The 20867-nt window shown below is 56.5% G+C and carries 14 protein-coding genes; 3 read left to right on the plus strand and 11 right to left on the minus strand.

All coding sequences use genetic code 11. From position 1 onward, the window contains the following. Positions 1–66 precede the first annotated feature (66 nt). Positions 67–1485: an IS1380-like element ISPsp9 family transposase gene (locus tag C7H09_RS18485; protein WP_076611315.1), complete on the plus strand. Its 1419-nt coding sequence runs from the start codon at positions 67–69 to the stop codon at positions 1483–1485. Between the two features lie 489 nt (positions 1486–1974). On the opposite strand, the gene C7H09_RS18490 is transcribed toward C7H09_RS18485, so the two are convergent. The 6 genes from C7H09_RS18490 to C7H09_RS18515 all read right to left on the minus strand — a co-directional run bounded on the left by C7H09_RS18490 (position 1975) and on the right by C7H09_RS18515 (position 7075). Next, positions 1975–2913 (minus strand): Rpn family recombination-promoting nuclease/putative transposase, encoded by a 939-nt coding sequence (locus C7H09_RS18490; RefSeq protein WP_106765539.1) that lies wholly within the window; start codon positions 2911–2913, stop codon positions 1975–1977. A gap of 206 nt (positions 2914–3119) precedes the next feature. After that, positions 3120–3821, minus strand: a complete 702-nt coding sequence (locus C7H09_RS18495; protein WP_106765540.1) for a hypothetical protein — start codon at positions 3819–3821, stop codon at positions 3120–3122. Positions 3822–3883: 62 nt separating this feature from the next. Continuing rightward, a complete protein-coding gene (locus tag C7H09_RS18500; RefSeq protein WP_106765541.1) occupies positions 3884–4312 on the minus strand; it encodes a hypothetical protein in 429 nt (142 codons plus the stop codon). Positions 4313–4348: 36 nt separating this feature from the next. Next, positions 4349–5320 (minus strand): Rpn family recombination-promoting nuclease/putative transposase, encoded by a 972-nt coding sequence (locus tag C7H09_RS18505; protein ID WP_106765542.1) that lies wholly within the window; start codon positions 5318–5320, stop codon positions 4349–4351. A 442-nt stretch (positions 5321–5762) separates the two neighbouring features. Further along, positions 5763–6125 (minus strand): hypothetical protein, encoded by a 363-nt coding sequence (locus tag C7H09_RS18510; protein ID WP_133166252.1) that lies wholly within the window; start codon positions 6123–6125, stop codon positions 5763–5765. A 2-nt stretch (positions 6126–6127) separates the two neighbouring features. After that, positions 6128–7075 carry a hypothetical protein gene (locus C7H09_RS18515; protein WP_106765544.1) on the minus strand — a complete coding sequence of 316 codons (948 nt, stop codon included), beginning with the start codon at positions 7073–7075 and terminating at the stop codon, positions 6128–6130. A 241-nt stretch (positions 7076–7316) separates the two neighbouring features. Here C7H09_RS18515 and C7H09_RS18520 point away from each other — a divergent pair, with 241 nt between their 5' ends. Beyond that, the gene (locus C7H09_RS18520) at positions 7317–8852 is read left to right on the plus strand and encodes an MBL fold metallo-hydrolase RNA specificity domain-containing protein (protein WP_106765545.1); all 1536 of its coding nucleotides are present in this window, start codon (positions 7317–7319) and stop codon (positions 8850–8852) included. 109 nt (positions 8853–8961) lie between these two features. Then, entirely contained in the window at positions 8962–11418 is a 2457-nt protein-coding gene (locus C7H09_RS18525) for an acyltransferase family protein (RefSeq protein WP_106765546.1), read from the plus strand. A gap of 326 nt (positions 11419–11744) precedes the next feature. Here the strand turns inward: C7H09_RS18525 and C7H09_RS18530 are convergent, their stop codons facing one another. From C7H09_RS18530 to C7H09_RS18550, 5 genes are all read right to left on the minus strand, one after another. Continuing rightward, positions 11745–15314 (minus strand): DUF4214 domain-containing protein, encoded by a 3570-nt coding sequence (locus tag C7H09_RS18530; protein ID WP_106765547.1) that lies wholly within the window; start codon positions 15312–15314, stop codon positions 11745–11747. Between the two features lie 449 nt (positions 15315–15763). Next, positions 15764–17062: a TolC family protein gene (locus C7H09_RS18535; RefSeq protein WP_106765548.1), complete on the minus strand. Its 1299-nt coding sequence runs from the start codon at positions 17060–17062 to the stop codon at positions 15764–15766. Positions 17063–17073: 11 nt separating this feature from the next. Next, on the minus strand, positions 17074–18567 hold the full coding sequence (locus C7H09_RS18540) for an HlyD family type I secretion periplasmic adaptor subunit (RefSeq protein WP_106765549.1): 1494 nt from the start codon (positions 18565–18567) through the stop codon (positions 17074–17076). Between the two features lie 2 nt (positions 18568–18569). After that, on the minus strand, positions 18570–20321 hold the full coding sequence (locus C7H09_RS18545) for a type I secretion system permease/ATPase (RefSeq protein WP_106765550.1): 1752 nt from the start codon (positions 20319–20321) through the stop codon (positions 18570–18572). A gap of 153 nt (positions 20322–20474) precedes the next feature. Next, the gene (locus C7H09_RS18550) at positions 20475–20735 is read right to left on the minus strand and encodes a hypothetical protein (protein ID WP_106765551.1); all 261 of its coding nucleotides are present in this window, start codon (positions 20733–20735) and stop codon (positions 20475–20477) included. Positions 20736–20867: the final 132 nt, after the last annotated feature.

The raw sequence follows: 20867 nt of genomic DNA on the forward strand, positions 1-20867 counted from the left end.
CCCGGCTTATTCATGAGGCCGACCTGAAAACGAAGATGGCGAGAGGTTTTCTCTTGTAGAATCAGGATGTTCCTGCCAGAACACGATTCAAGAGGACCACTCGCCATGGGTGAAAGCCTATCCACCTGGACGCCCTCATGCAACGGCTCTGTCCGTGTTGAGCTGAGCGGCCAGCGCACCACCAGCGACAGCGGCGCCCTGCTGCTGCGTGAAGCCCTCGACAACAGCGGCGTGATCGAGGCGCTGGAAGACAATCTGGTCGATCGACGCCACCCGCTGCGCATCCGTCATTCGCTGGCCAGCCAGTTGCGTACCTTGGTGCTGCAGCGTGCGATGGGCTGGATCGATCTCAGCGATACCGACACGCTGCGCCGTGACCCGCTTTGGCAGTTGGCCTGCAGCGATGCACGCGGCATGACACCCCTGGTCCAGGACCGGCCGTCTCAAGCCACGCTGTCGCGGCTGCTGAGCTGCCTCGGTCGTAACGACAATATCGATGCCGTGCACGAAGGCCTGTTGCGGCTGGTGGTCTGGCGCCTGACCTCGCTGCAGAACGGTGAACGTCCCAAACAGCTGACGCTGGACATCGATGGCCTGCCGATCGAGGTGCATGGCCATCAGGGCGGGTCGGCCTATCATGGCCTTTACGGGGCCCGCATCTACTCGCCGCTGGTCGCATCGTTGGCGGAGACCGGCGACATGGTGGGCGGCCTGCTGCGCGAGGGCAACGCCGGCCCGGCAGAGAACGCCGACACCTGGATCCCGCATCTGGTACGACGACTCAACGAGAGCACCGGGGCACAGGTTCGTGTGCGCATCGACGCCGGTTTTACCGATAACGCGACGCTGGAGGCCCTGGAGGATCGGGAGATCGAATACCTGGGCCGGTTGCGCAGTCACACCGGTCTACAGAAGCTGGCAGCACCGCTCCTGAAGCGGCCACCCGGCCGGCCACCCGAGCAGCCTCGCGAGTGGTGCCACGATCTGGAGTACCAAGCCGGCTCCTGGTCGGCACCGCGGCGCGTAGTGCTGGTGGTGCAGGAACGCCCCGATGACCTGCTGCTGCATGCCTTCTTCCTGGTCACCAACCTCAGCAAGTTCGACTGGCCGCCAGAGAAGGTCCTAGCACTCTATCGCAAGCGCGGCAGCGCCGAGGCGCACATGGGCGAGGTGAAATCAGCACTCGACGTGCATCTCTCCTCGACCGACCGCGGCGCTTCCACCGTTCAAGAGGTGATGGCCCGCAACGAAGTGAGTCTGCTACTGAGTCTCTACGCCTACCAGGTCCTGCATGGCCTGCGCTGCCTGCTGGAGCGGCAGACCCGGCAAGGCTGGAGCCTCAGCCGGATGCGCGAGCAGGTGCTGAAGGTCGCCGCCACGCTGAGGCTGCACGCTCGGCGAATCACCGTTCATCTGGGGGCCGCCGCCGACAAGTGGTGGCCGACGCTGCTGAAGGGGCTGCCGAAGCTGACCGCACTGAGCTGACGCTCCTGCGAGACCACCACAGCATCAGAAAGCGAGCGACCGGAGCGGCGGTCGGCGATCACGGCTGCTTGGACGGTCGCAATTGATTCCAAAGAGCTATAAGTAAGTAGGAAAAGGGCTGCGTTCTGGCATTACTCAACAGCCACTCGCGCTGAAGATGCGAATCCTGATAAGCAATGCCAACAGCCAGTACCTTCAGACCGCTCAATCAGCGCCCTCGTGAATAAGGCGGGTTAACGCCAAGAGATTCTAAGAGAACGGCCTCCGGGGCACAAGGTACTTGGTTCGGTTGCTTGGAGATGTGGGGGCTGACAGCGGGTGCCAGACCCGGGGGGCGTGGTTGGTGATATGGGGTCTGACAGCGAGTGTCAGACCCCATATCTCGAGGTTTAACGTGGTGTAGCCTTATGGGGTGGGGGGCAGACTCCACACTGGGCATTGAGAGTCAGCCCCGGCATTCGGTATATCAACTCGATCCCGGGATCGGACTCAGTGCCTTACTTGAGAACGAAGTACACTCACCTCGCTCACCGTTAGCCCGGCGATCTCCGCAATCAACTGATCGTCCATTTCTGTGCGACTGATAAGATTTCTCGCCATATCCCGCTTTGCCTCACGACGCCCTTCCTGCAAGCCTTCCAAGCGCTCTTTCTTCACCAGATTTTCGAGGTTCTCTGCCAGCATATCTCTGTCCTCCACTAAGCTGCTCAGCCGATCCAGACTGACATCCGCTCCAAGCCGTTGAAGATGGCGTTTAATCCAGCGGGTGATTACCCGATCAATTCTCTCTTTGTCAGGGTCAGCCTGAATAATCGCTACAACCCGATCCACCGCTGCCTGCAGGCTTTCCCAGCTGTCGCCCGCATTCTCAACACCGAACACGCCGCTGAGTGCCGTGGCTTTACTGTTCAACTCTTCGGCAGTATACCGGCTTTCATCCACCAGGTAATAACGGAGGTGCGGCTGATAGACCCTTAAAAACTCCGGAGGTTCCGGCGCGATCATGTCGTACATATCCGCCTTCGCTGTCCACTTCTGGGAACCATTATACAGCACCACAGGAAACACTGGCGGTAACCCCTGCCCTGGTGTGATCACGCGCTGTTTTAGCAATTCGCTGTAGAAACACGCTACATAGTGCATCAGGCGCAGCGGCATGGTGTTATCTACTTTCGATTGAAATTCCAGCAAAATGTAAAGAAACACATCCTGCGTGATCCCGTTCCAGGTAACCTCTACCGACCACACCACATCTTCGAACTTCTCCTCAAACAACGGCGTGATGTAGTTGCCGCTGTGCTGTTTGAGCGTGGCAAAATTCATAAGGCTTGCGATCTCATTCGGCGCAAAGCCCTCGATCAACTGCTGGACAAACTCCGGGTGACTGAATAACTCTTTATAACCGGTATCGTGGTGGTTGCTGGACATCCATTTCCTTCCTGTTCCTTCCTGTTTCCAGTGATTCAGTGTACCACTTAACCGCTTTTCAGGCATTTTAGGGGGTGGCTGATTGGGCGATGTGGGGTCTGACAGCGAGTGTCAGACCCCGGGGACGGAGGTTAGTGGGTGGGGTCTGACACTTGCTGTCAGACCCCATATCTCCGCGATCTAACTCTCAGACTTGTGAGCTGAGCTCAGCTGCCCCGGCAGTTTTCTCTCCAGGCCAGAAACTGATCTGACAGAAAGGCTCTCAGCTTGTCTTTCAGGAACAGATTGACTTCATTGAGTTCGAAACGTACGTGGTAACCATCCACCTGAGTTACCTGATAACACTGGCGCTGCTCGCGGGTCTGTACGATACACTGGCCCAGAAAATAGTCCTCGATATTGGCGGGGATATCCCGATCCACTGAAGGCTTAACCGTATAAACGGTCCATGTGAGGACATCTGGAAAGGGTAGCTGGCTTACTCGCCAGGCGTCACGCTGAGGGAATTTTTCTGCGTAAATGTAGTCGCCCCTCAATTGAAGACCTTCGGCGAAAGGGCCACCTCGCAGAGCAGCGTCCATGGCACCTTCTCCCCCGACATTGGTGATTCTTGCATGAAGAAAGGCAAGCTCTCCGGAGTCATTGGTGGCGTACTCAGGTATCCTGGAACCAACCTGTTCCGGCTCGAATGTAACAAGGAACGAAGCGTTCCCCCCGGGAGTATCGCCATCTTTAATCAGACGCATAAAAAGTGGCGGGGTACTGAACATGCCCTTCTGATCCACTGGCAGACAAAGCCGCTCTTTGCCTGTGTCAACCAACCTGAATTCGCTGGCTTGGGAGAGGACGCGCCACAGTACCAAGGCAATCACGCCACTGATAAGGATGAGTATTCGAATACGACGCATGGTCAGAACTCGCCTACCCTACCGATGCCAGTTCCAGGGGAGTGAAATGCTAAATCTGGCATTCATTCTTGTTTCGCCTCTAATTTTTCCTTACCAACGCCGCGACCGGCAAGATGGTAGGCGGGTTCAAGCGCGAGAATGAATACCGGCCAGAGCGCCAATATCAGGAGGTATGAAACGTCATCAAAAAAGTACTGGACGATGACGCTGGCGCATGCGGCGAACATCAAAGCGCACGCAGCAACACATCGGGACCAGAGCATCGGGCCCTTTGAAAGAGTCCCCATCTGAATCCCCCTTAACATCGCGTAGTAGAAGAAAGCGCCACCAAAACCGCTAACCAAAAGAACTACAAGCATGCTATAGATCGCCGTAAACAAGGAGCCCTCGAGCTGCCAGCTCTCTTTTGGCTTCTGCAGTTTGTTTCCGACATAGTAGCCGATGGCCTCGCGGGCCGCGTGGAGTCTGACAGTGGGTGTCAGACCCCTCATTGGGTATCAAAGGCCAGCCTCTACGGGCACGCTCGATTAGTGCTTATCTTCCAGGCGAAGCCTGGCGACCTCATCCAGGGCCATGCCCGTCGCTTCCGCAATCTGCTCATCGCTCAGCACACCAAATGACAACAAATTACGGACTGTCTCGCGCTTCTCTGCCAACGCCCGCAGTTCAGCCTCTCGGCGGCCTTCCTGGCGCCCTTCCTGCAAGCCTTCCAAGCGCTCTTTCTTCACCAGGTTTTCGAGGTTCTCTGCCAGCATATCTCTGTCCTCCACTAAGCTACTCAGCCGATCCAGACTTACATCCGCTCCAAGCCGTTGAAGATGGCGTTTAATCCAGCGGGTGATTACCCGATCAATTCTCTCTTTGTCAGGGTCAGCCTGAATAATCGCTACAACCCGATCCACCGCTGCCTGCAGGCTTTCCCAGCTTTCGCCCGCATTCTCAACACCGAACACGCCGCTGAGTGCCGTAGCTTTACTGTTTAATTCTTCGGCAGTATACCGGCTTTCATCCACCAGGTAATAGCGGAGATGCGGCTGATAGACCCGCAAAAACTCCGGAGGTTCCGGCGCGATCATGTCATAGATATCGGCCTTCGCTGCCCACTTCTGGGAACCATTATACAGCACCACCGGAAACACTGGCGGTAACCCCTGCCCTGGTGTGATCACGCGCTGCTTTAACAATTCGCTGTAGAAACACGCTACATAGTGCATCAGGCGGATCGGAATGGCGCGATCTACTGCTGACTGAAACTCCAGGAGAATGTACAGAAACACGTCCTGCGTGATCCCGTTCCACGTAACCTCGACAGACCACACCACATCTTCGAACTTTTCCTCAAACAACGGCGTAATGTAGTTGCCGCTGTGCTGTTTGAGCGTTGCAAAGTTCATAAGGCCTGCGATGTCATTCGGTGCAAAGCCCTCTATTAGCTGCTGGACAAACTCCGGGTGACTGAATAACTCTTTATAACCGGTATCGTGGTGATTGCTGGACATCCATTTCCTTCCTGTTTCCGATGGTTCAAGGACTTCCCCTCGTGGGCAACTACCATCGCCGACGCAAACAAGTCCTCGTTCCATCCCCGATCAATAGCTGACTCATATAAAGTCGATGCCGCCACCCTATAGCGCTTAGCCAGCACGTCATTTCCTTCAAATTCGTCCGCAAAACCGGAACATAGGAGTAGGTCCAGAAATGTAATGGCCACCGGAACCAGTCGCTCGTCATAGGGCACTTCCGGCTCATCCGCCGATACGAATGAACACAGTAAACTTCCAAGAACTATCGGGAGCCAGCCGAACCGGAGAGGCTGCAAGCCGGGGAGTGAAATGGTAAATCGGGCTTTCATTCTTATTTTGCCTCTAATTTTCCGTATGGCTCCGAGACGATGGGAATGTTGTCATTGGGGGTTTCAAAATTGTGCCAGCTTCCTGAACGCTATGGTTTAAAAAGATAGAAGAACGGAGCGCTCAGAAAAAGCACCATTGTTCCATAGATTGCACCATAGGCAGCAGCCCTCTCGAACTTGTTCGCAAAAGACCTAACGTCCAGGCCCGGATAAATCAGCTGAAACCTCTCAAGCTGCTGTACCCTGCGTATTGTGCAGGCCCAGGCAAATATCACGGTATTGATAAAGCCGAAATCAATGGCTCCACTATCCCAGTAATCTCCGTTTTCCTGCAGCTTTTTCTTCAAGCGCCGAGTTAGTGAAAGCCTGAGAACCAAAAGGCCAAGCAACATGCTGATCACGCCACTAAGCCCGATAAAAGCAAACAACGTAGCTAGTGAATTATTAGTCATGCTCACCATTGGTCATACAGCCACCCCGTAAAATCCTTGACCAAATAATCCGCCCCAACTGCCGCCGCTCCTCCGGCAACAATCCCAACAAACAGGCCTACGGGCGTCAACGCTATCACGGTGCCAATTACCGCCCCTGCCGCAATGCCTGCTCCAAAGGAAACGCTCTCAACAACGGCTTTCCTCTGCCAGTCTGGGGCATTGCTCTTCCAGCTGTGGTGAACACTGTTTACTCGGAGGTATCCATCCAGTACAACAAAACCCGGCCCCGCGGCTCGACCTACCTTCGCCAACCTGGAGAGCTTTTGCACATCCGCAATATCGTTTACCGGGATAGACTCCCAAACGGTTCGGCCGGCCGCATTGGTTGCCTGGCGCATACCGAAGGTATTGTCATTCAGATAGCTTAGTGACTTCTCATTAAAAATCCTGTTCATTTTTTTAAACGCCGCTTCTGCTTTCACTTTTGCAGCGTTAATCACGGCTGGAGAAGCCCGGTGATTCTTTAAATCCTCGTAGTGCTTATTCGCCAAGTCGTACTCATTAATGGCGCTCAACACCCTACTGGATTGGGCAACGGCGGCCCCCATGCCATTTCCGCCAAACGTATTCAGATCTGCAACAATATCAGGAATTTTTGTGTCCCAAAGCAGCCTTGCAAGCCCCATTGTTGCCGCACCACCAGCGTAGTGGCTCAAATGGGCCAAAGTCTGTTGCTCTTCGGCCTTACAGGCCATTAGTGGTGCAATACAGACGGAACCACCGCGAGCAGAAGACGGTATAGCGACAGGCTTACTGGGCGGGAAAATAGATTGATTGCCAAAGATTTGCGCATTGGAAGCCAGAAACTCTTGCTCGAACTGGCTGAGTTCCATGCCCACGGGGCAGGCGCTTCTAGCGATTTCTCTCGATGAGATGGCAGTTCTTGGATAATAAACTAAAGAGGGCATAGCGGTATCCTTACACTGTTTTTGCAGTATCGTCCGTGTCTGGCAATGATCCTCCACAGGAATGAATGATCGCGCCAATCTGCGCAGCAAGATTACTTAAAGTAGGGCAGCTATTAAACGTCGCGAAAGGAAACATATTCCTCTCCCCGCAGCCGCGACCAACACCTCCCCCAACCATCTGATATTATGCACAACTTAACCCCAGAGCAGGACGCTCCAAACCAACCAAAAGGAACTTGCCATGATTACCATCAAACACCACGGCGCGGTTGCCGGGGTAACCGGCTCTTGCCATGAACTTACCCTTGAAGCTCCCGGCGGCGACCGGGCGGGTATTCTGGTGGATTGCGGGCTGTTTCAGGGCAGTGAAGCCAAAGACAGCAGCAATGCCGACAACCCGGGCCTGGACTTCCCCATAGAACACATTCGCGCCTTGGTTGTTACCCACGTACATCTGGACCACATCGGCCGCATTCCTTACCTGCTCGCTGCGGGCTTCAGTGGCCCGATTCTATGCTCCGAGCCCTCTGCCCTGCTGCTGCCTGCCATGCTGGAAGATGCGCTGAAAATCGGCTTTACCCGCAACCGCCGGATGATTGAAGGGGTGCTGGAGGTGATTCGTGGCCGGATTGTGGCGTTGCCTTATGGGCGGTGGCATTCGGTGTTTGGCCCTGGAGATGTGGGGGCTGACACCCGCTGTCAGACACCACACCTCCAACACCAAACCCAAGAGGCAGCCCTGGCAATCCGCCTGCAGCCCGCAGGCCATATACTGGGTTCGGCCTACGTGGAATGCCAGGCTACTTGCAAAACCCTAAGCGAACGCATTGTCTTCAGCGGCGATCTGGGCGCACCCCACGCGCCCTTGCTGCCTTCGCCGAAACCACCGGAGCGGGCAGACCGGTTGGTAATCGAGGCCACCTACGGCGACAAAGACCACGAAAGCCGCGAAGACCGCCGGTACCGCCTGAAACAGGTGCTTGAACACGCCCTTCAAGACGGCGGCACCGTGTTGATTCCTGCCTTCAGCATTGGCCGAACCCAGGATTTGCTGTATGAAATCGACAGCCTCATCAACGAGTTCCGCCAGCAGGCCATCGTCAACACCAGCACAACCACAACAGGCCAGCGCCCCCTCACCTGGGACAAACTGGAAATTGTGGTGGACTCACCCCTCGCCGCCACCTTCACCGACCTGTACCGGCAACTGAAACCCTACTGGGACGACGAAGCCCGCGAACTGCTGCAACAGGGCCGCCACCCGTTGTCATTCGAGCAGCTGACGGTGATCAACTCCCACGACGACCACCTGCACGCTGTAGACTACCTGGCACGCTCCCACCGCCCCTGCGTGGTACTGGCGGGCTCGGGCATGTGTACCGGCGGGCGCGTGGTGAATTACCTGAAAGCCCTGCTGGGCGATGCCCGTAACGATATCCTGTTTGTTGGCTACCAGGCCGCCGGCACCCCGGGGCGTAGCATACTGGCGCATGGCCCGCACAACGGGTGGGTAGAGCTGGAAGGCACCCGGTATACCATCAACGCCCAGGTACACCAGGTAGGCGGCTATTCCGCCCACGCGGGGCAGCGGGATTTGCTGGCGTTTGTGGACCAGATACCAGAGGCGCCAAAGGAAGTCCGGATTGTGCACGGCGATCCAGAAGCCAAGGCGGCGCTGGCGAAGCTGTTGAGCGCGCGGGTTGGCGGGGAGGTTTGGGTGCCTTCCGGGGGTGGGGATGTGGGGTCTGGGGATGGAGATGTGGGGTCTGACCGCTAGGGTCAGCCCCCTTTAGATGGTGTCAGACCCCGGGTTAGGGTTACCGGGTTAAGCGGATTGCGCCATAGTGTGTGGCCAGTCTGGCAGATAACAAGATGAGCAGATTGATATGAACAAAAGCTATCCGTATGTGCCAGCGATTGATGGCATAAGAGCAATCGCCGTTCTGGCCGTTATGGTGTATCACCTGAATGCAGCTTGGCTGCCAGGCGGGTTTGCGGGTGTTGATGTGTTTTTTGTTATCTCCGGCTACGTGGTGGCGCGCTCGCTTGCCGGGCGCGGTGAAGAACCCTTCGGGCGCTTTCTGCTGGGTTTCTATTCCCGCCGAATCCGCCGCATCGTGCCAGCTTTACTGGTGTGTCTTCTGGCCACCACCGTTTTAACCATACTCTTTATCCCCGACTCCTGGCTCAGTTCCACCACCAGCCAGGTCGGCCTGTATGCTTTCTTCGGGCTCAGCAATTTTGCGCTGGTGTGGTTTCAGGATGACTACTTCTCTCCCAGGGCAGAGTTCAACCCATTTGTTCACACCTGGTCACTGGGTGTGGAAGAACAATTCTACTTTTTGTTTCCACTACTCATCTTCCTGTGGTTCCGCGTGAGCGGAAAGCGCGCCCCGTTCCGTACCACCGTAAATGCATTGATACCGGTACTGGCGGGGGCGTCTCTCTACACCGCGTACTATCTTGGCAAACACCAACCGGATTGGGCCTATTACCTGCTGCCCGCCCGGTTTTGGGAGCTGGCAGCCGGTGTCTTGCTGTTCCAACTACAAATGCGACGAAAACTACCCGTTCTTAACGGAGCAGCAGCGCCACGGATGCTACTTGCAGGCCTGCTGCTAATTGCAGCGGGCTATGCCTGGTCTGATGTTGAAGCCTTTCCTTATCCCTGGGCTATACTGCCCGTTGCCGGAACCGTACTCGCGCTGTGGGGTGTCTCGGAAAACCTGAATACCCGGGGATGGTTTGTGGTTAGCCTTACCGCAAAGCCTGTTGTCTATATCGGCAAGATGTCCTATTCACTGTACCTTTGGCATTGGCCGGTATACACACTAATGAGATGGACAGTCGGGCTCGAAAGCCCTGCACAGATGGCCATCGCCGTTAGCACCACCTTTGTGCTGGCTTCAGTTTCCTACTATCTGATTGAAACACCCGCCCGCCAGGCGCGCTACTTTGCCCAGCCAGCGTACCGGGCAGTGGTTGCCGGCCTGCTTTGCGTAGGCCTTTTTTGGACCACGGCCGAAAACCTCTTTGAACGCAGATCCGACCTTACCCTGAGCGTTACCCGAGACACCGAAACCTGGTACCCATACGCCTACCGGGAAGCAGACGCCGAAAACCAACGCTACACCCTGGATGGGCGACAGCTCTTTGTAATTGGCAACTCCCACACCGGTGCCTACGCCACCATGTTAAACATGCTGCAACAACGCCACGGCATTCAGACTCACCTACTGCAAACCGGCCATTGCGCGCTGGGAAATCTGCTCTACCCCATTGGCGATCTGGAAGGCTGCGAGAGCACCATTGACGACTACCTTAGCCTGCTAGAAGCACAGGCAAAGCCCGGCGACATGGTGTTTCTGGCCTCGCTGCGTACTCACCGGCTGGCTGACCAGTGGGAGCGGAATCCGCCTGAAGAAGTGCTGGCCTATAGCCAGAGCCAGAAGGCGCTTAATCACATCAGCGCCGCCTACGCTGAAACCAGCACACTGATCCGCCGTTTGGAACAACTGGGGCTGATCGTGTTAATTGATTTACCCAAGCCCGTTATGAAAGCCCCCGTATACCGCTGTGCCGACTGGTTTAATCGCCACAACCCCATCTGCGCAGACATACCGGGCATTGAACGGAGTTTTCTGAACGAACTTCGCGCTCCGGTGGTTCACTCCTTACAGCGGCTGGCAAGCGAAAACGCCCATGTTCACCTGTGGGATCCCGCGCCCCAGTTGTGTAATGCCCATCGTTGCCCGGCCTACGATACCGGCGGAAAACCCCTTTTCTTTGATGGCGACCATCTGAGCGCCCATGGCAACCGCGTGCTGTACCCGGCGTTTGAGCAACGAGTTCTAGCAATCTACCGAGACTGCCTTGCCTGCAAGCCGGAAGTGCCCGTATATAACAGCCCCATCGTACCGGGGGTACCGATCGACTTTTCCAAACACGGCAACGGCCAGCTGTACCTCACGGGGGGATGGTCGCACGCAGAAGACTGGGGTACCTGGAGCAGTGGCAGAAAAGCGACCATTACGTTACCCATCCGCCCGGGCACTGCGCGAAGCCTGAGAATAAGCGGCCATGGCTTTGTGAATGCGCAACACCCGCAACAACGGGTTCATGTACAACTGAACGGTATAGACACAGGCACGATCGTTTTTGACCCGACACACAGCTCCGACATTGATATCCCGATTCCCAGGGCTACACGGGAGGCACAAAGCAATCTACAAACGCTATCGGTCGTTTTTCTATTGCCTGATGCCGTGAGCCCGGCGGAGCTGGGTATGGGAGGTGACCCAAGAAGACTGGGTTTTGGGATCCGGTCGCTATCGGTTCAGTGAATACGGCTTGGCGGTGAGTTGACGGTGTGGGGAGGTTGGAGATATGGGGTCTGACCACGAGGGTCAGACCCCTGGGCTAAAGGTTGGCGATGTGGGGTCTGACAGCTAGTGTCAGACCCCTTTAGCTGGTGTTGGGTTAAGACCGCAAGGGTCAGACCCCAGACCACAAGGGTCAAACCCCGGGTTGGGGCAAATCTTTGGTTTTTTGCTCGCGAGCATCACCAATAAAATGCCATAAAAAAACCCCGGCCAAGGCCGGGGTTTTTCTGACTTGCCAGCAATCAAACCAAAGGTTCAATTGCCAACGGTGTCATCACTCGCAGAGCTTAGGCAACAAGCACGTTGTCCATAGCACCGCCGTTGTTTTCGTCGAGGCTCTCACCGAAGTCGACTACACCTACCAACTGAGCGTTGGTGTCGAAGTCGCCGCTGTTGGTGTCCACACGAGTGGAAGTCAGGTGGAATACCTTGTACTCACCTTCGTTCGCATCGTTCTCAACCATCACGATGTGGTTGAGTGTGTTGCCAACGATCTGGGCAGTGGTCATGTTAGCGCCAAGGTTGTCAGCGTTCAGGTCGCCATCAACGATCGCGTTGGTACCACCAACACCGTAGTCTTTGGTACCGTTCAGAGCCGCAACCAGAGCCGAAGCCGTGAGGTTTTCCCAGGTTTCGTTCGCGTTTGCGCCGGTGCCCGCAGACATGTTGATGATAGACACGCTGTTAGCACCCACAGTGCCGGTTTCAGCAACGTAGTTGGTTGCAACACGAGCTTCGGACTCCGTGCTACCAGATGCACTGAACTCAGTGGTCAGGTAGCTGGTGAAGTCGATGAAGTCGATTGAAGAACCGGCTTCAGAGAAGTTAACAATGGTGTTTTCACCGTTGTTGTAACCCGTCATCACCAGAACTTCGTTGCTCAGCTCATTAGTGCTCAGAACCAATACATCCTGACCTGTGCCCAGGTTGATGATGTTGTTGGATTCTACAGCACTGTTTTCACCATCTACTGGAGTACCAGCTACGCTAGGTGTACCAGCAGTACCACCAGTTACGACTGCCGCCGCTGTCTGATCAGTGAAGGGACCACCACCGCCAGTTGTGTCCTCGCCTACAGTAAAGCCTGTACCCGGGTTTGCACCACCGTTTGCAGCAACGGTGTACGTTACATCGTACTGCGAAGGACCTGTGCTAACCACAGAAGCAATTTCCGGCAGAGCCGTCAGCGCGGCAATCAAATCTGCCTCGTTGGCGTAAACCGCACCAGGCAAAGTCAGACCACCGGAGATATCATGCTCGGCGGTGCCATTAAAGGTAAACCCTGTAAGATCCAGAGTAGCAGTCGCCGCGTTACCCGGAATCGCAGCTACGCCACCAACAGTACCCAACTGACTGTTGCTAGTCAGAGCGCCGTTTTCGGTCAGACCCTGATGCGCACCAACGATACCGGTTACCCCACCACTTACGATACCAGCAATGGCATCGCTCGCATTGGAAGAGTCGTTACCCGGGAAATTAACCCAAGCGTTCTGGGCGCTGCTGATTTCTGCAGGCGTCCAGCCAGTTACGTCCGCCGCGTTGATGTCAACACGCAGGTCTTCTGCGTTGAACTGACCGTCGATCTTGGACGTGACAACCAAAGTGTTGTTCGGGCCGTCTTCAGCAAGCAGAAGCTTGTTCAGCACCGGATCACTGTTGATGGCCTTCTTGATCGCCTGGTTGATGTGACGCTCGTCAGCACCGTAACCGTTCAGCAGCGGAGTTTCCAGAGTTACTGTTGACTCGAAACCGTTATCGAACGCATCAGCGTCAGCTGTAGTCAGGTGGCCGTTCAGTGCGTTCTGCGCACCGGCAAGAGTCACAGTGATAGTGGACTTGTGCAGGAAGTACGGGCCAGTCTGGCTATCGCCAATAGTGCTTGTCGGATCGTTAGACGCGTTATCGCCACCCAACAGTTCATCAACGTTCGTGTTGTACGTGTTGAATACCCAGGTCGCTGCTTCAGTACGGATACCATCGTTGTCAGTGTAAACGGTATCGTTACCAGAGCCAGTCAGAATCAGCGCATCGCCTTTACCTTCGGTCCAGATAACGTCGTTACCAGCACCGGTGTTGATGGAGATGTTACCCAGATCTTTCTGGTTTTCCTGCCAGCCTGTCGGACCAACACCATCGTTGTCCAGCACCAGGTGGATGTCGTCATTACCAGAGCCTGAAGAAATGCTCAGTACGGCATCTTCGTGGGCAATAACTTCCTGGCTGAAGGACAGGTACAGAGCGTTGTCACCGCCACCCAGGTTGTAGGTGTAAACAACGTTATCACTGCTGGGGTTGCCAGCTTCGTCAACCAGGTTCAGGTCGCGCTCAACAACAGCTTTGGTCACTTCCGCGTTGATGCGAACGTTCTGGTTGAACTGGGATGCGTTGAATACGCGTACGTCAGTCAAGCCAGCATTTGCTTTGCCATCCAGAACCGCACCGCCGTTTGCGCTCAGGGCAGCAGTCTGCTCAGCGCCAACGTGGAAGTAAGCTGCATCACCGGTCAGGTTGATCACTTCCAGGAAGTTGATGGTGTCGCGAGCACGCAGAGGGTTGGAGGACAGCTCGGTCAGCCATACACCCAGATCCAGGTTGTGCTTCTCGGCAACGATGTCGAACTGCTGAACGCCTTTGTCAGACTGAGACTGACCAGACACGTTCACGCTACCGCCCTGAGAACCGTAACCAACGTTTTTGAATTCCAGGTTGGTGGTGATCAGGTCGGTTGCGGAACCCAGTACGTTGGTGTCCTGACGACCAGAGGGGTCAACGTTACGGTCGCCGCCTTCACGCTCACCGAACGCAAAACCGCCACGCTCGATCAGGTTGTTGCCAGTGGCAGTAAGCAGGATCTGGGTACCCAGAACGTTGGCACCGGTGGTTTCCAGAGTGTCAGCGTCTACCTGCTGACGGGTGAAGTCTGCACCCAGAGATACAGTCACGTTGGCCAGAGCCGTGTTAGTTTCGGCCAGCTCGTTGATGCGTGCTTCGATAGCAGCAACCAGATCTTCATAGCTTTCGGCGTTCAGGATGTCCTGAGAACCAACCACAACCTGCTCACCGTTCAGACGGAAGCTAAAAGATTCGATAGCTACCAGGCTCAGAGCGGCGTCTTTGTTGTTGGCTTCGGCCATACGGTCGATAACTTCAACCGTCAGCACAGAACCCAGGTTGGTGGTTACGTTGTCCAGTACCGGAGACAGGAAGTAGGCATCGTAGTGGCCCATTTCGCCCAGCTGGTTCTCGGTGCGGAAGGTGTAGTCACGGGAAATAGTGCCTACGCCCCGGTCGATTGCTTCCATACCAACGTTGAAGATCTTGTTGGTGTTGGACATGTACTGGTCTTCGCCGGTGGCATCGTCGTACTTCTTATGATCCCAGCCAGCAACATCCGACTCACCTTTGGTGGTGTCGAAGTCAAAATCGAAGGTGATGTCTTCTATCGGCTCTTCCGGATCTACCGGCGGATTGGTCGGCTCTGCGAATTCGCCGTTGACCGGAGTCAGGCCAGCAGTGCCGTCTACCAGACCTTCTTCAGAATCTGCGTTCAGAGCTGCAACGTTCTGGAACTCAACCGCCAGGCGTGCCTTGCTCAGCTGAACTTCGGCAGAAGTGCTCAGCAGTGAAGTCCAGTATTCCAGGCCCGCTGCATCCGGAGCACGGCCGAGCAGGTTCTCGTACAGGTCGGTTACAAAAGCAGTGTTACCCTGAGCCGGACGGGAGTTGATCAGGTCTGTGGCCAGTGCGTTCAGACCAGTTTTGTCGAATGCCGCCTGCAGTTCAGCTTGCGTGGGCGCTTCGCCAGTAATTGCAACGTAGGTGCGGATAACACCAAGCTCGTTACCGTTAAAAGCCATGTGCTTTCTCCATCTTTATGTAACGCTAATAAATTGATCAATTTATAGCGGGTAAAATAACACTTAGCTAACGACACGCCAGCGCTGTGCCATTTTAGCCACTTCACTACTTTACGCAGTTTCCTACTACGCAGGAACGGATTCTAATCCGTACACTTTCGCTCTGTAAAGCCCGCCGGACTATACAGAAACCGGTATACGCTGCTCTGGCCGGCACGGACACCAGAATGAGAACAGCGTCACAGCTTGCCGCGCATGTCAGCCGCAACAAGCCAGAGTTTGGTTTACCGGTGTGCAACCGGGGTTGCAAGCACGGCAAAAACCTTACTTAGCGCTGGAATAATACATACTGCCCATGCAATCTACAACCTACCCACGGCAATTCATGCGGCAAGTTAATTTGTAAGGGCATGTAACTGGCTGGCGCGCTTTTTTTCATTGCTTTCGCGTTAAGGCAGCCACTGCTGCCCCAACACGCCTGCCACCTGCTGCAACTCGTATTGCATTTGCAGGTTTCCGTAAATTTCCCGCACTTTGTCGCGCTCTACACTGGCCAGCCGGGAACGGGCATCCAGCAGGTTGGTCAGGCTGCGCACACCGCTGGCAAACCCGCGCTCGGCGGCTTCCAGGGAGGCCAGGCCAGACTGGCGCGCGGTTTCCAGGGCGCGAATGGTTTCATAACTGCCTTCCAGGCCTTCCACCAGGCGGGCCACTTCCACCTTTACCAACTGTTCACGGTGCTGCAACTCCAGTTTGCTGGCCTCTTCGCGGTAAGCGGCCTGCCGGGTGCGGGCACTGGTGGCACCGCCTTTATACAGCGGCAAGCGAAGCTGCACCTCTACCCGGGTCTCTTCCCGCAGGTTGGTGGCAAAGGTGTCGTTCTCGCTGTAGCGGGCGTTCAGGTAGATCTCCGGTTGGTGGCCGGCGCGCTCAAACTTGCGGGTGGCCCGGGCGAAATCCAGGTCGGCTGCGGCAATACCCAAGCGGCCGGAGTTCTCCAGCGCAATGGCGGACCACTCCCGCTGCAGGATCTCCGGGGTTTTGCGCCACTGCTCTTCATCCAGCGGTGCCAGTTGTACTTCGGTTAGCGGCAAGCCGGTTACCGCAGTGAAGTTCTGGCGCGCGGCCCGGTAACGGGTACGCAACCCGGTCAGGTCGGCTTCGGTTTGGTCCACGGTGGCTTGTGCTTCCAGCACATCGGCCCGGGAGGCCAGTTTGCGGCTGAGCATACGCTCCATCTGTTCCAGCCTGCGGCTGTGGCTGGCCCGTTCGTTTTCCAGCACTTCGATTTCCCGGGCCAGCGCCTGGGCCGCCAGGTAGGCCTCGATGGCCGAATAGCCGGTTTCAAGGCTGCGGTTGCGCAGCTGTTGCCGGGCCCGTTCTTCCCCCGCATTGGCGCGGCCAATGGTGCGGAAGGTTTTGGCCGAGTACACCACCTGGCTAAGGTTGACGTTATAGCTGGTGTGTTCGTCGGTATCGGTAATGGAGCTGTTTACCCCGAAATCCCGGGTAAAGCGCGAGTGGCCATAGCTGGCCGTGGCATCCAGCTGCGGCAGTACACCGGACCAGGCTTCGCGGGTGGCGGCTTCTTCACCTTTCAGGGCGGCCTGTTCGCTGCGCAAACCGAAGTTGTTCTGCAGCGCACTGCGGTAGGCCTGCTCCAGATCTACCACTGTTTTTTCCTGGGCCGCCAGGGGCACGGATGCCATCATCAAAGCCAGAAGGCTGCCGGTTACGGTTGCTTTCATGAATACCTCTCTCAGGCCTCGCGGAAGGCGCGGCTGAACATGCGAGTGATGGGTTCAAGTAAATACTGGAACAGGGTGCGCTCGCCGGTTTTGATCAGTACCGTGGCGGGCATGCCAGACACCAGGAACATACCCTGCTCGTTCATGCGGTTCATACCGGCTTCGGTAAGCTTCACCCGGGCTTCGTAATAGCGTTCGCCGTTCTGTTCGTTTTCGAAGGCGTCGGCTGAGATACCCACCACTTCGCCCTCGATAACATGAGCCATTTGCAGGTTGAACGCCGCCAGTTGCAAATCTGCCAGCTGGCCTACAGCAATGCGGTCGATATCCTGCGGCTGCACGCGGGCGGTGATGATGTATTCCTGGTCTTCCGGAACGATTTCCATCAGGGTGTCGCCGGGGCGCACAATACCGCCTACGGTGTACACCTGCTTACCCACCACAGTGCCGGATGCCGGCGCGTGCAGGGTGGTGCGCTGCAGTGTGTCCTGAAGTGCCGTGCGCCGGGCCATCAGGTCCGCCCGGGATTGCTGCACTTCGCGCAGCTCGGTGGCCACACGCTCGGCAAATTCCTGGCGGTTCACCAGCATTTCGCTGCGGGTTTCCCCTACCCGAACCTTGAGTTCGGCAATCTGGGCTTCGTTGGCGTCTTTCTCGCCCTGCAGGCGAAACAGTTCGCGCTGCATTTCGTTAATGCGGGTGAGGTCTGTCAGTTCTTCCTCGAACAACGCCTGCCAGTTTTCCAGTTCTTTCTGGTAGCTGTCGATCCGGCTTTGCAGATTTACGTTCATGGATTCCAGGCCGCGCATCTGTTGCTTCAGCGCGTCCATCCGCTGCTGGTAGATCGCCATGCGGCCATCAAAGGCTTCCTTGCGGGCACGGAACAGTTCTTTCTGGCCTGCGATGATGTTTTTAACGCTCTGGTCTGTGTCCTTTGCCCGGGTAAGTTCCTCCGGAAAATCAATGCTACCGGCACCCACGCGCTCTGCCAGCAATCGCGCCTCGCGGCCCAGCACTTCTTTGAGCTCAGACTCCACAATCGACAAGTCGGCCCGGGAGCGGGTATCCGACAGAACCACCAGCGGGTCGCCGCCTTCTACGCGGTCGCCGTCGTTTACCAGTATCTCGGCGACAATGCCGCCTTCAAGGTGCTGAACCACCCGGTTTTGGGATTCCACCACCACTTTGCCGTCGGCAATGGCGGCGCCATCCAGGGGCGCAAAGTAGGCCCAGCCGCCAAAACCAACCACGGTTACCAGCAGTACGATAAAGCCAAAGCGCACCCGGGCTCCCCAGCCCGTGGGGATAGACGCCATGGCCTTTTCGTCGACATCGTTACTGGAAACGTGGGTGTACTCTGCGGGCAGGTCGCCTTTTTCTTCCACCTCTTCCCACTCGCTTTCGCTTTCCTGCCGGCTTTCCGGCTGCTCACCGGCGGTACCTTTGGCCTGCTCGTCTTCAGGCTGAGGGTTGTTGCGTGGGTCTTTGTGTTCGTTGTTCGCCATGATTATGCTCCCCCACCCTGAATCGCCGGGCGATTACTGCCTTTGTTCCCCAGTGCTATGGTGCCGTCTTGCAGGCCTTTCATTACGTCATCCCGGGAGCCGAACGCCACGGCGCGGCCATCGGCCAGCACCAGCATTTTGTCGACCAGCCGCAGGATGGGTTTGCGGTGGGAAATCAGAATCACGGTGGTGCCCTGTTTTCGCAGCTCCTGCAGGGCCACCAGCAACGCCTGTTCGCCCTGGTCGTCCAGGTTGGAGTTGGGCTCATCCAGCACGATCAGGCTAGGGTTGCCGTATACCGCCCGCGCCAGGCCAATACGCTGGCGCTGGCCGCCGGAAAGCACGCCACCCACCTGGGCAATGGGGGTGTCGTAGCCTTTGGGCAGGCCCAGAATCAGTTCGTGCACGCCCGCCAGCTTGGCCGCTGCCACCACCTTGCCGGGTTCGGGCTTGCCAAAGCGCGAGATGTTGTCGCTGATGGTGCCTTCGAACAGCTCGATGTCTTGCGGCAGATAGCCAATGTAGGGGCCAAGCTGGGCTTTATCCCACTGGTGAATATCGGCGCCATCCAGGCGCACGGTGCCATTGGCCAGCGGCCAGATACCCAGCACGGCACGGGCAAGGGTAGATTTACCGGCCGCACTTGGACCTACCACCGCCAGCATTTCGCCTTTGGCCAGCACAAAACCCACACCGTTCAGCGCGGTAGACTGGCTGCCCGGCGGCACCACCACCATGGATTGCACGCCAAGATGGCCTTCCGGCGCAGGCAGGGGCATGCCGGGGCGTTCTGCCCGGTAGTCGTCGAACAGTTTGTTCAACCGTTCGTAGGCAGAGCGAGCACCGCTGAAGCCTTTCCAGGATGCAATCAACAGGTCCAGAGGCGCCAGCGCCCGGCCCATAAGAATGGAGCCCGCAATCACCATACCCGGGGTAATTTCCTGCTCAATAGCCAGATAGGCACCCAGGCCCAGCATTAAAGACTGGAACAGCATGCGGAGGGTTTTAGAGGTGTTGCTCAGAATACCGGCACGGTCCGAGGCATCGGCCTGGTTAGACAAAAACTCCATGTGGCGGTTCAGCCAGCGGCCACGGAGGTTGTTTTCCATGCCCATGGCATGAACAACTTCGGCGTTGCGCAAACAGGAGCCGGCATACTGGGTGGACTGGATATTGGCCTGGCCAGCGGTGGTGAGCATCTTGCCGGTCCACTTTTCGTTGGCATAGGCCAGGGCGACCAGAATCAGCGCCGCCACAATGGTGGCCACGCCAAACCAGAAGTGGAAGACAAACATAACGGCGATGTAGATGGGCAGCCAGGGGCCGTCGAAAAAGGCGATGGGGCCCTGCCCGGTAAGGAACTGGCGCAACGAGGTGAGATCGTTAAGGGGTTGCGCGCTCTGGCGCTCGGGCTTGTCGATGGCTTGCCGGAACATCGCAGAGAATATTTTCTGGTTCATGCTCTGGTCTATCTTGTTGCCGATCCGAACCAGGATTGCCGAGCGTACCATCTGCAACAACGCCATGGTTACAAACAGGACCACCAGAATGATGGTAAGCATAACCAGGGTTTCGACACTGCGGCTGCCAAGTGCCCGATCGTATACCTGCAGCATGTAAATAGCAGGTACAAGCATCAGAAGATTCAGAAAAAAGCTGAACAGGCCCGCAGAGATAAAGCCGTCTTTACAGGCTTTGAGGGATTCCTCCAGCTCTGTAAGCGCAGCCTGCCGGGCTTCGGATTTTTTGAACATGGAAAGCGTTACCAATCGGTTAAAGAGTGAAAAGAGCAGAGATACTGTGTTGCCTTGTACGCCCCCGCCAGAGCGGTGGCATTTTAGGTAGGGCTAAAAGGGGTGTCAACGCACCTTGACACTTGGTAACACAGGCATTAAGGGTGTGGCGGTTTACAGCCACGGCGAGACCAGTAAAAGCCCCATGGCTACGCCTACCGCGTTGGCCAGAATATCTCCCCAGCTGAATCCGTTCCGGAACAGGTAATCGCCTGTTTCTTTTATCCAACCTACTGCGAAGGCAACCAGGGCAGCCAGCCAGCCGTCCATCCAGAGCACGCCCACCTGCACCAGCGCAAGGCTGGCCAGAATGTGTTGTAACTTGTCCGTCTCGTGCACCCAGTGCCAGAGGCGGTGAAGTACCTTGCGCGCCATGAACCTGTTTCCTCCGAAAACCTCTATGTGGTTACAGGTTGTGGTTTTGCAACCCCGCCAGATCAGTTTATTTTTTGTTAAGGCGGATGAAACACAATGGCCCCTCCGGTATAATCTGCGCCCTTTCAAGCG

The sequence above is a fragment of the Marinobacter fuscus genome (assembly GCF_003007675.1).
Lineage (GTDB): Bacteria > Pseudomonadota > Gammaproteobacteria > Pseudomonadales > Oleiphilaceae > Marinobacter > Marinobacter fuscus.

What these genes read in the sequence shown, in the direction of transcription:
- C7H09_RS18485 (WP_076611315.1), top strand. Translation starts at nt 67, where the DNA reads ATGTTCCTGCCAGAACACGATTCAAGAGGACCACTCGCCATGGGTGAA.
- C7H09_RS18490 (WP_106765539.1), bottom strand. Translation starts at nt 2,913, where the DNA reads ATGTCCAGCAACCACCACGATACCGGTTATAAAGAGTTATTCAGTCAC.
- C7H09_RS18495 (WP_106765540.1), bottom strand. Translation starts at nt 3,821, where the DNA reads ATGCGTCGTATTCGAATACTCATCCTTATCAGTGGCGTGATTGCCTTG.
- C7H09_RS18500 (WP_106765541.1), bottom strand. Translation starts at nt 4,312, where the DNA reads ATGAGGGGTCTGACACCCACTGTCAGACTCCACGCGGCCCGCGAGGCC.
- C7H09_RS18505 (WP_106765542.1), bottom strand. Translation starts at nt 5,320, where the DNA reads ATGTCCAGCAATCACCACGATACCGGTTATAAAGAGTTATTCAGTCAC.
- C7H09_RS18510 (WP_133166252.1), bottom strand. Translation starts at nt 6,125, where the DNA reads ATGACTAATAATTCACTAGCTACGTTGTTTGCTTTTATCGGGCTTAGT.
- C7H09_RS18515 (WP_106765544.1), bottom strand. Translation starts at nt 7,075, where the DNA reads ATGCCCTCTTTAGTTTATTATCCAAGAACTGCCATCTCATCGAGAGAA.
- C7H09_RS18520 (WP_106765545.1), top strand. Translation starts at nt 7,317, where the DNA reads ATGATTACCATCAAACACCACGGCGCGGTTGCCGGGGTAACCGGCTCT.
- C7H09_RS18525 (WP_106765546.1), top strand. Translation starts at nt 8,962, where the DNA reads ATGAACAAAAGCTATCCGTATGTGCCAGCGATTGATGGCATAAGAGCA.
- C7H09_RS18530 (WP_106765547.1), bottom strand. Translation starts at nt 15,314, where the DNA reads ATGGCTTTTAACGGTAACGAGCTTGGTGTTATCCGCACCTACGTTGCA.
- C7H09_RS18535 (WP_106765548.1), bottom strand. Translation starts at nt 17,062, where the DNA reads ATGAAAGCAACCGTAACCGGCAGCCTTCTGGCTTTGATGATGGCATCC.
- C7H09_RS18540 (WP_106765549.1), bottom strand. Translation starts at nt 18,567, where the DNA reads ATGGCGAACAACGAACACAAAGACCCACGCAACAACCCTCAGCCTGAA.
- C7H09_RS18545 (WP_106765550.1), bottom strand. Translation starts at nt 20,321, where the DNA reads ATGTTCAAAAAATCCGAAGCCCGGCAGGCTGCGCTTACAGAGCTGGAG.
- C7H09_RS18550 (WP_106765551.1), bottom strand. Translation starts at nt 20,735, where the DNA reads ATGGCGCGCAAGGTACTTCACCGCCTCTGGCACTGGGTGCACGAGACG.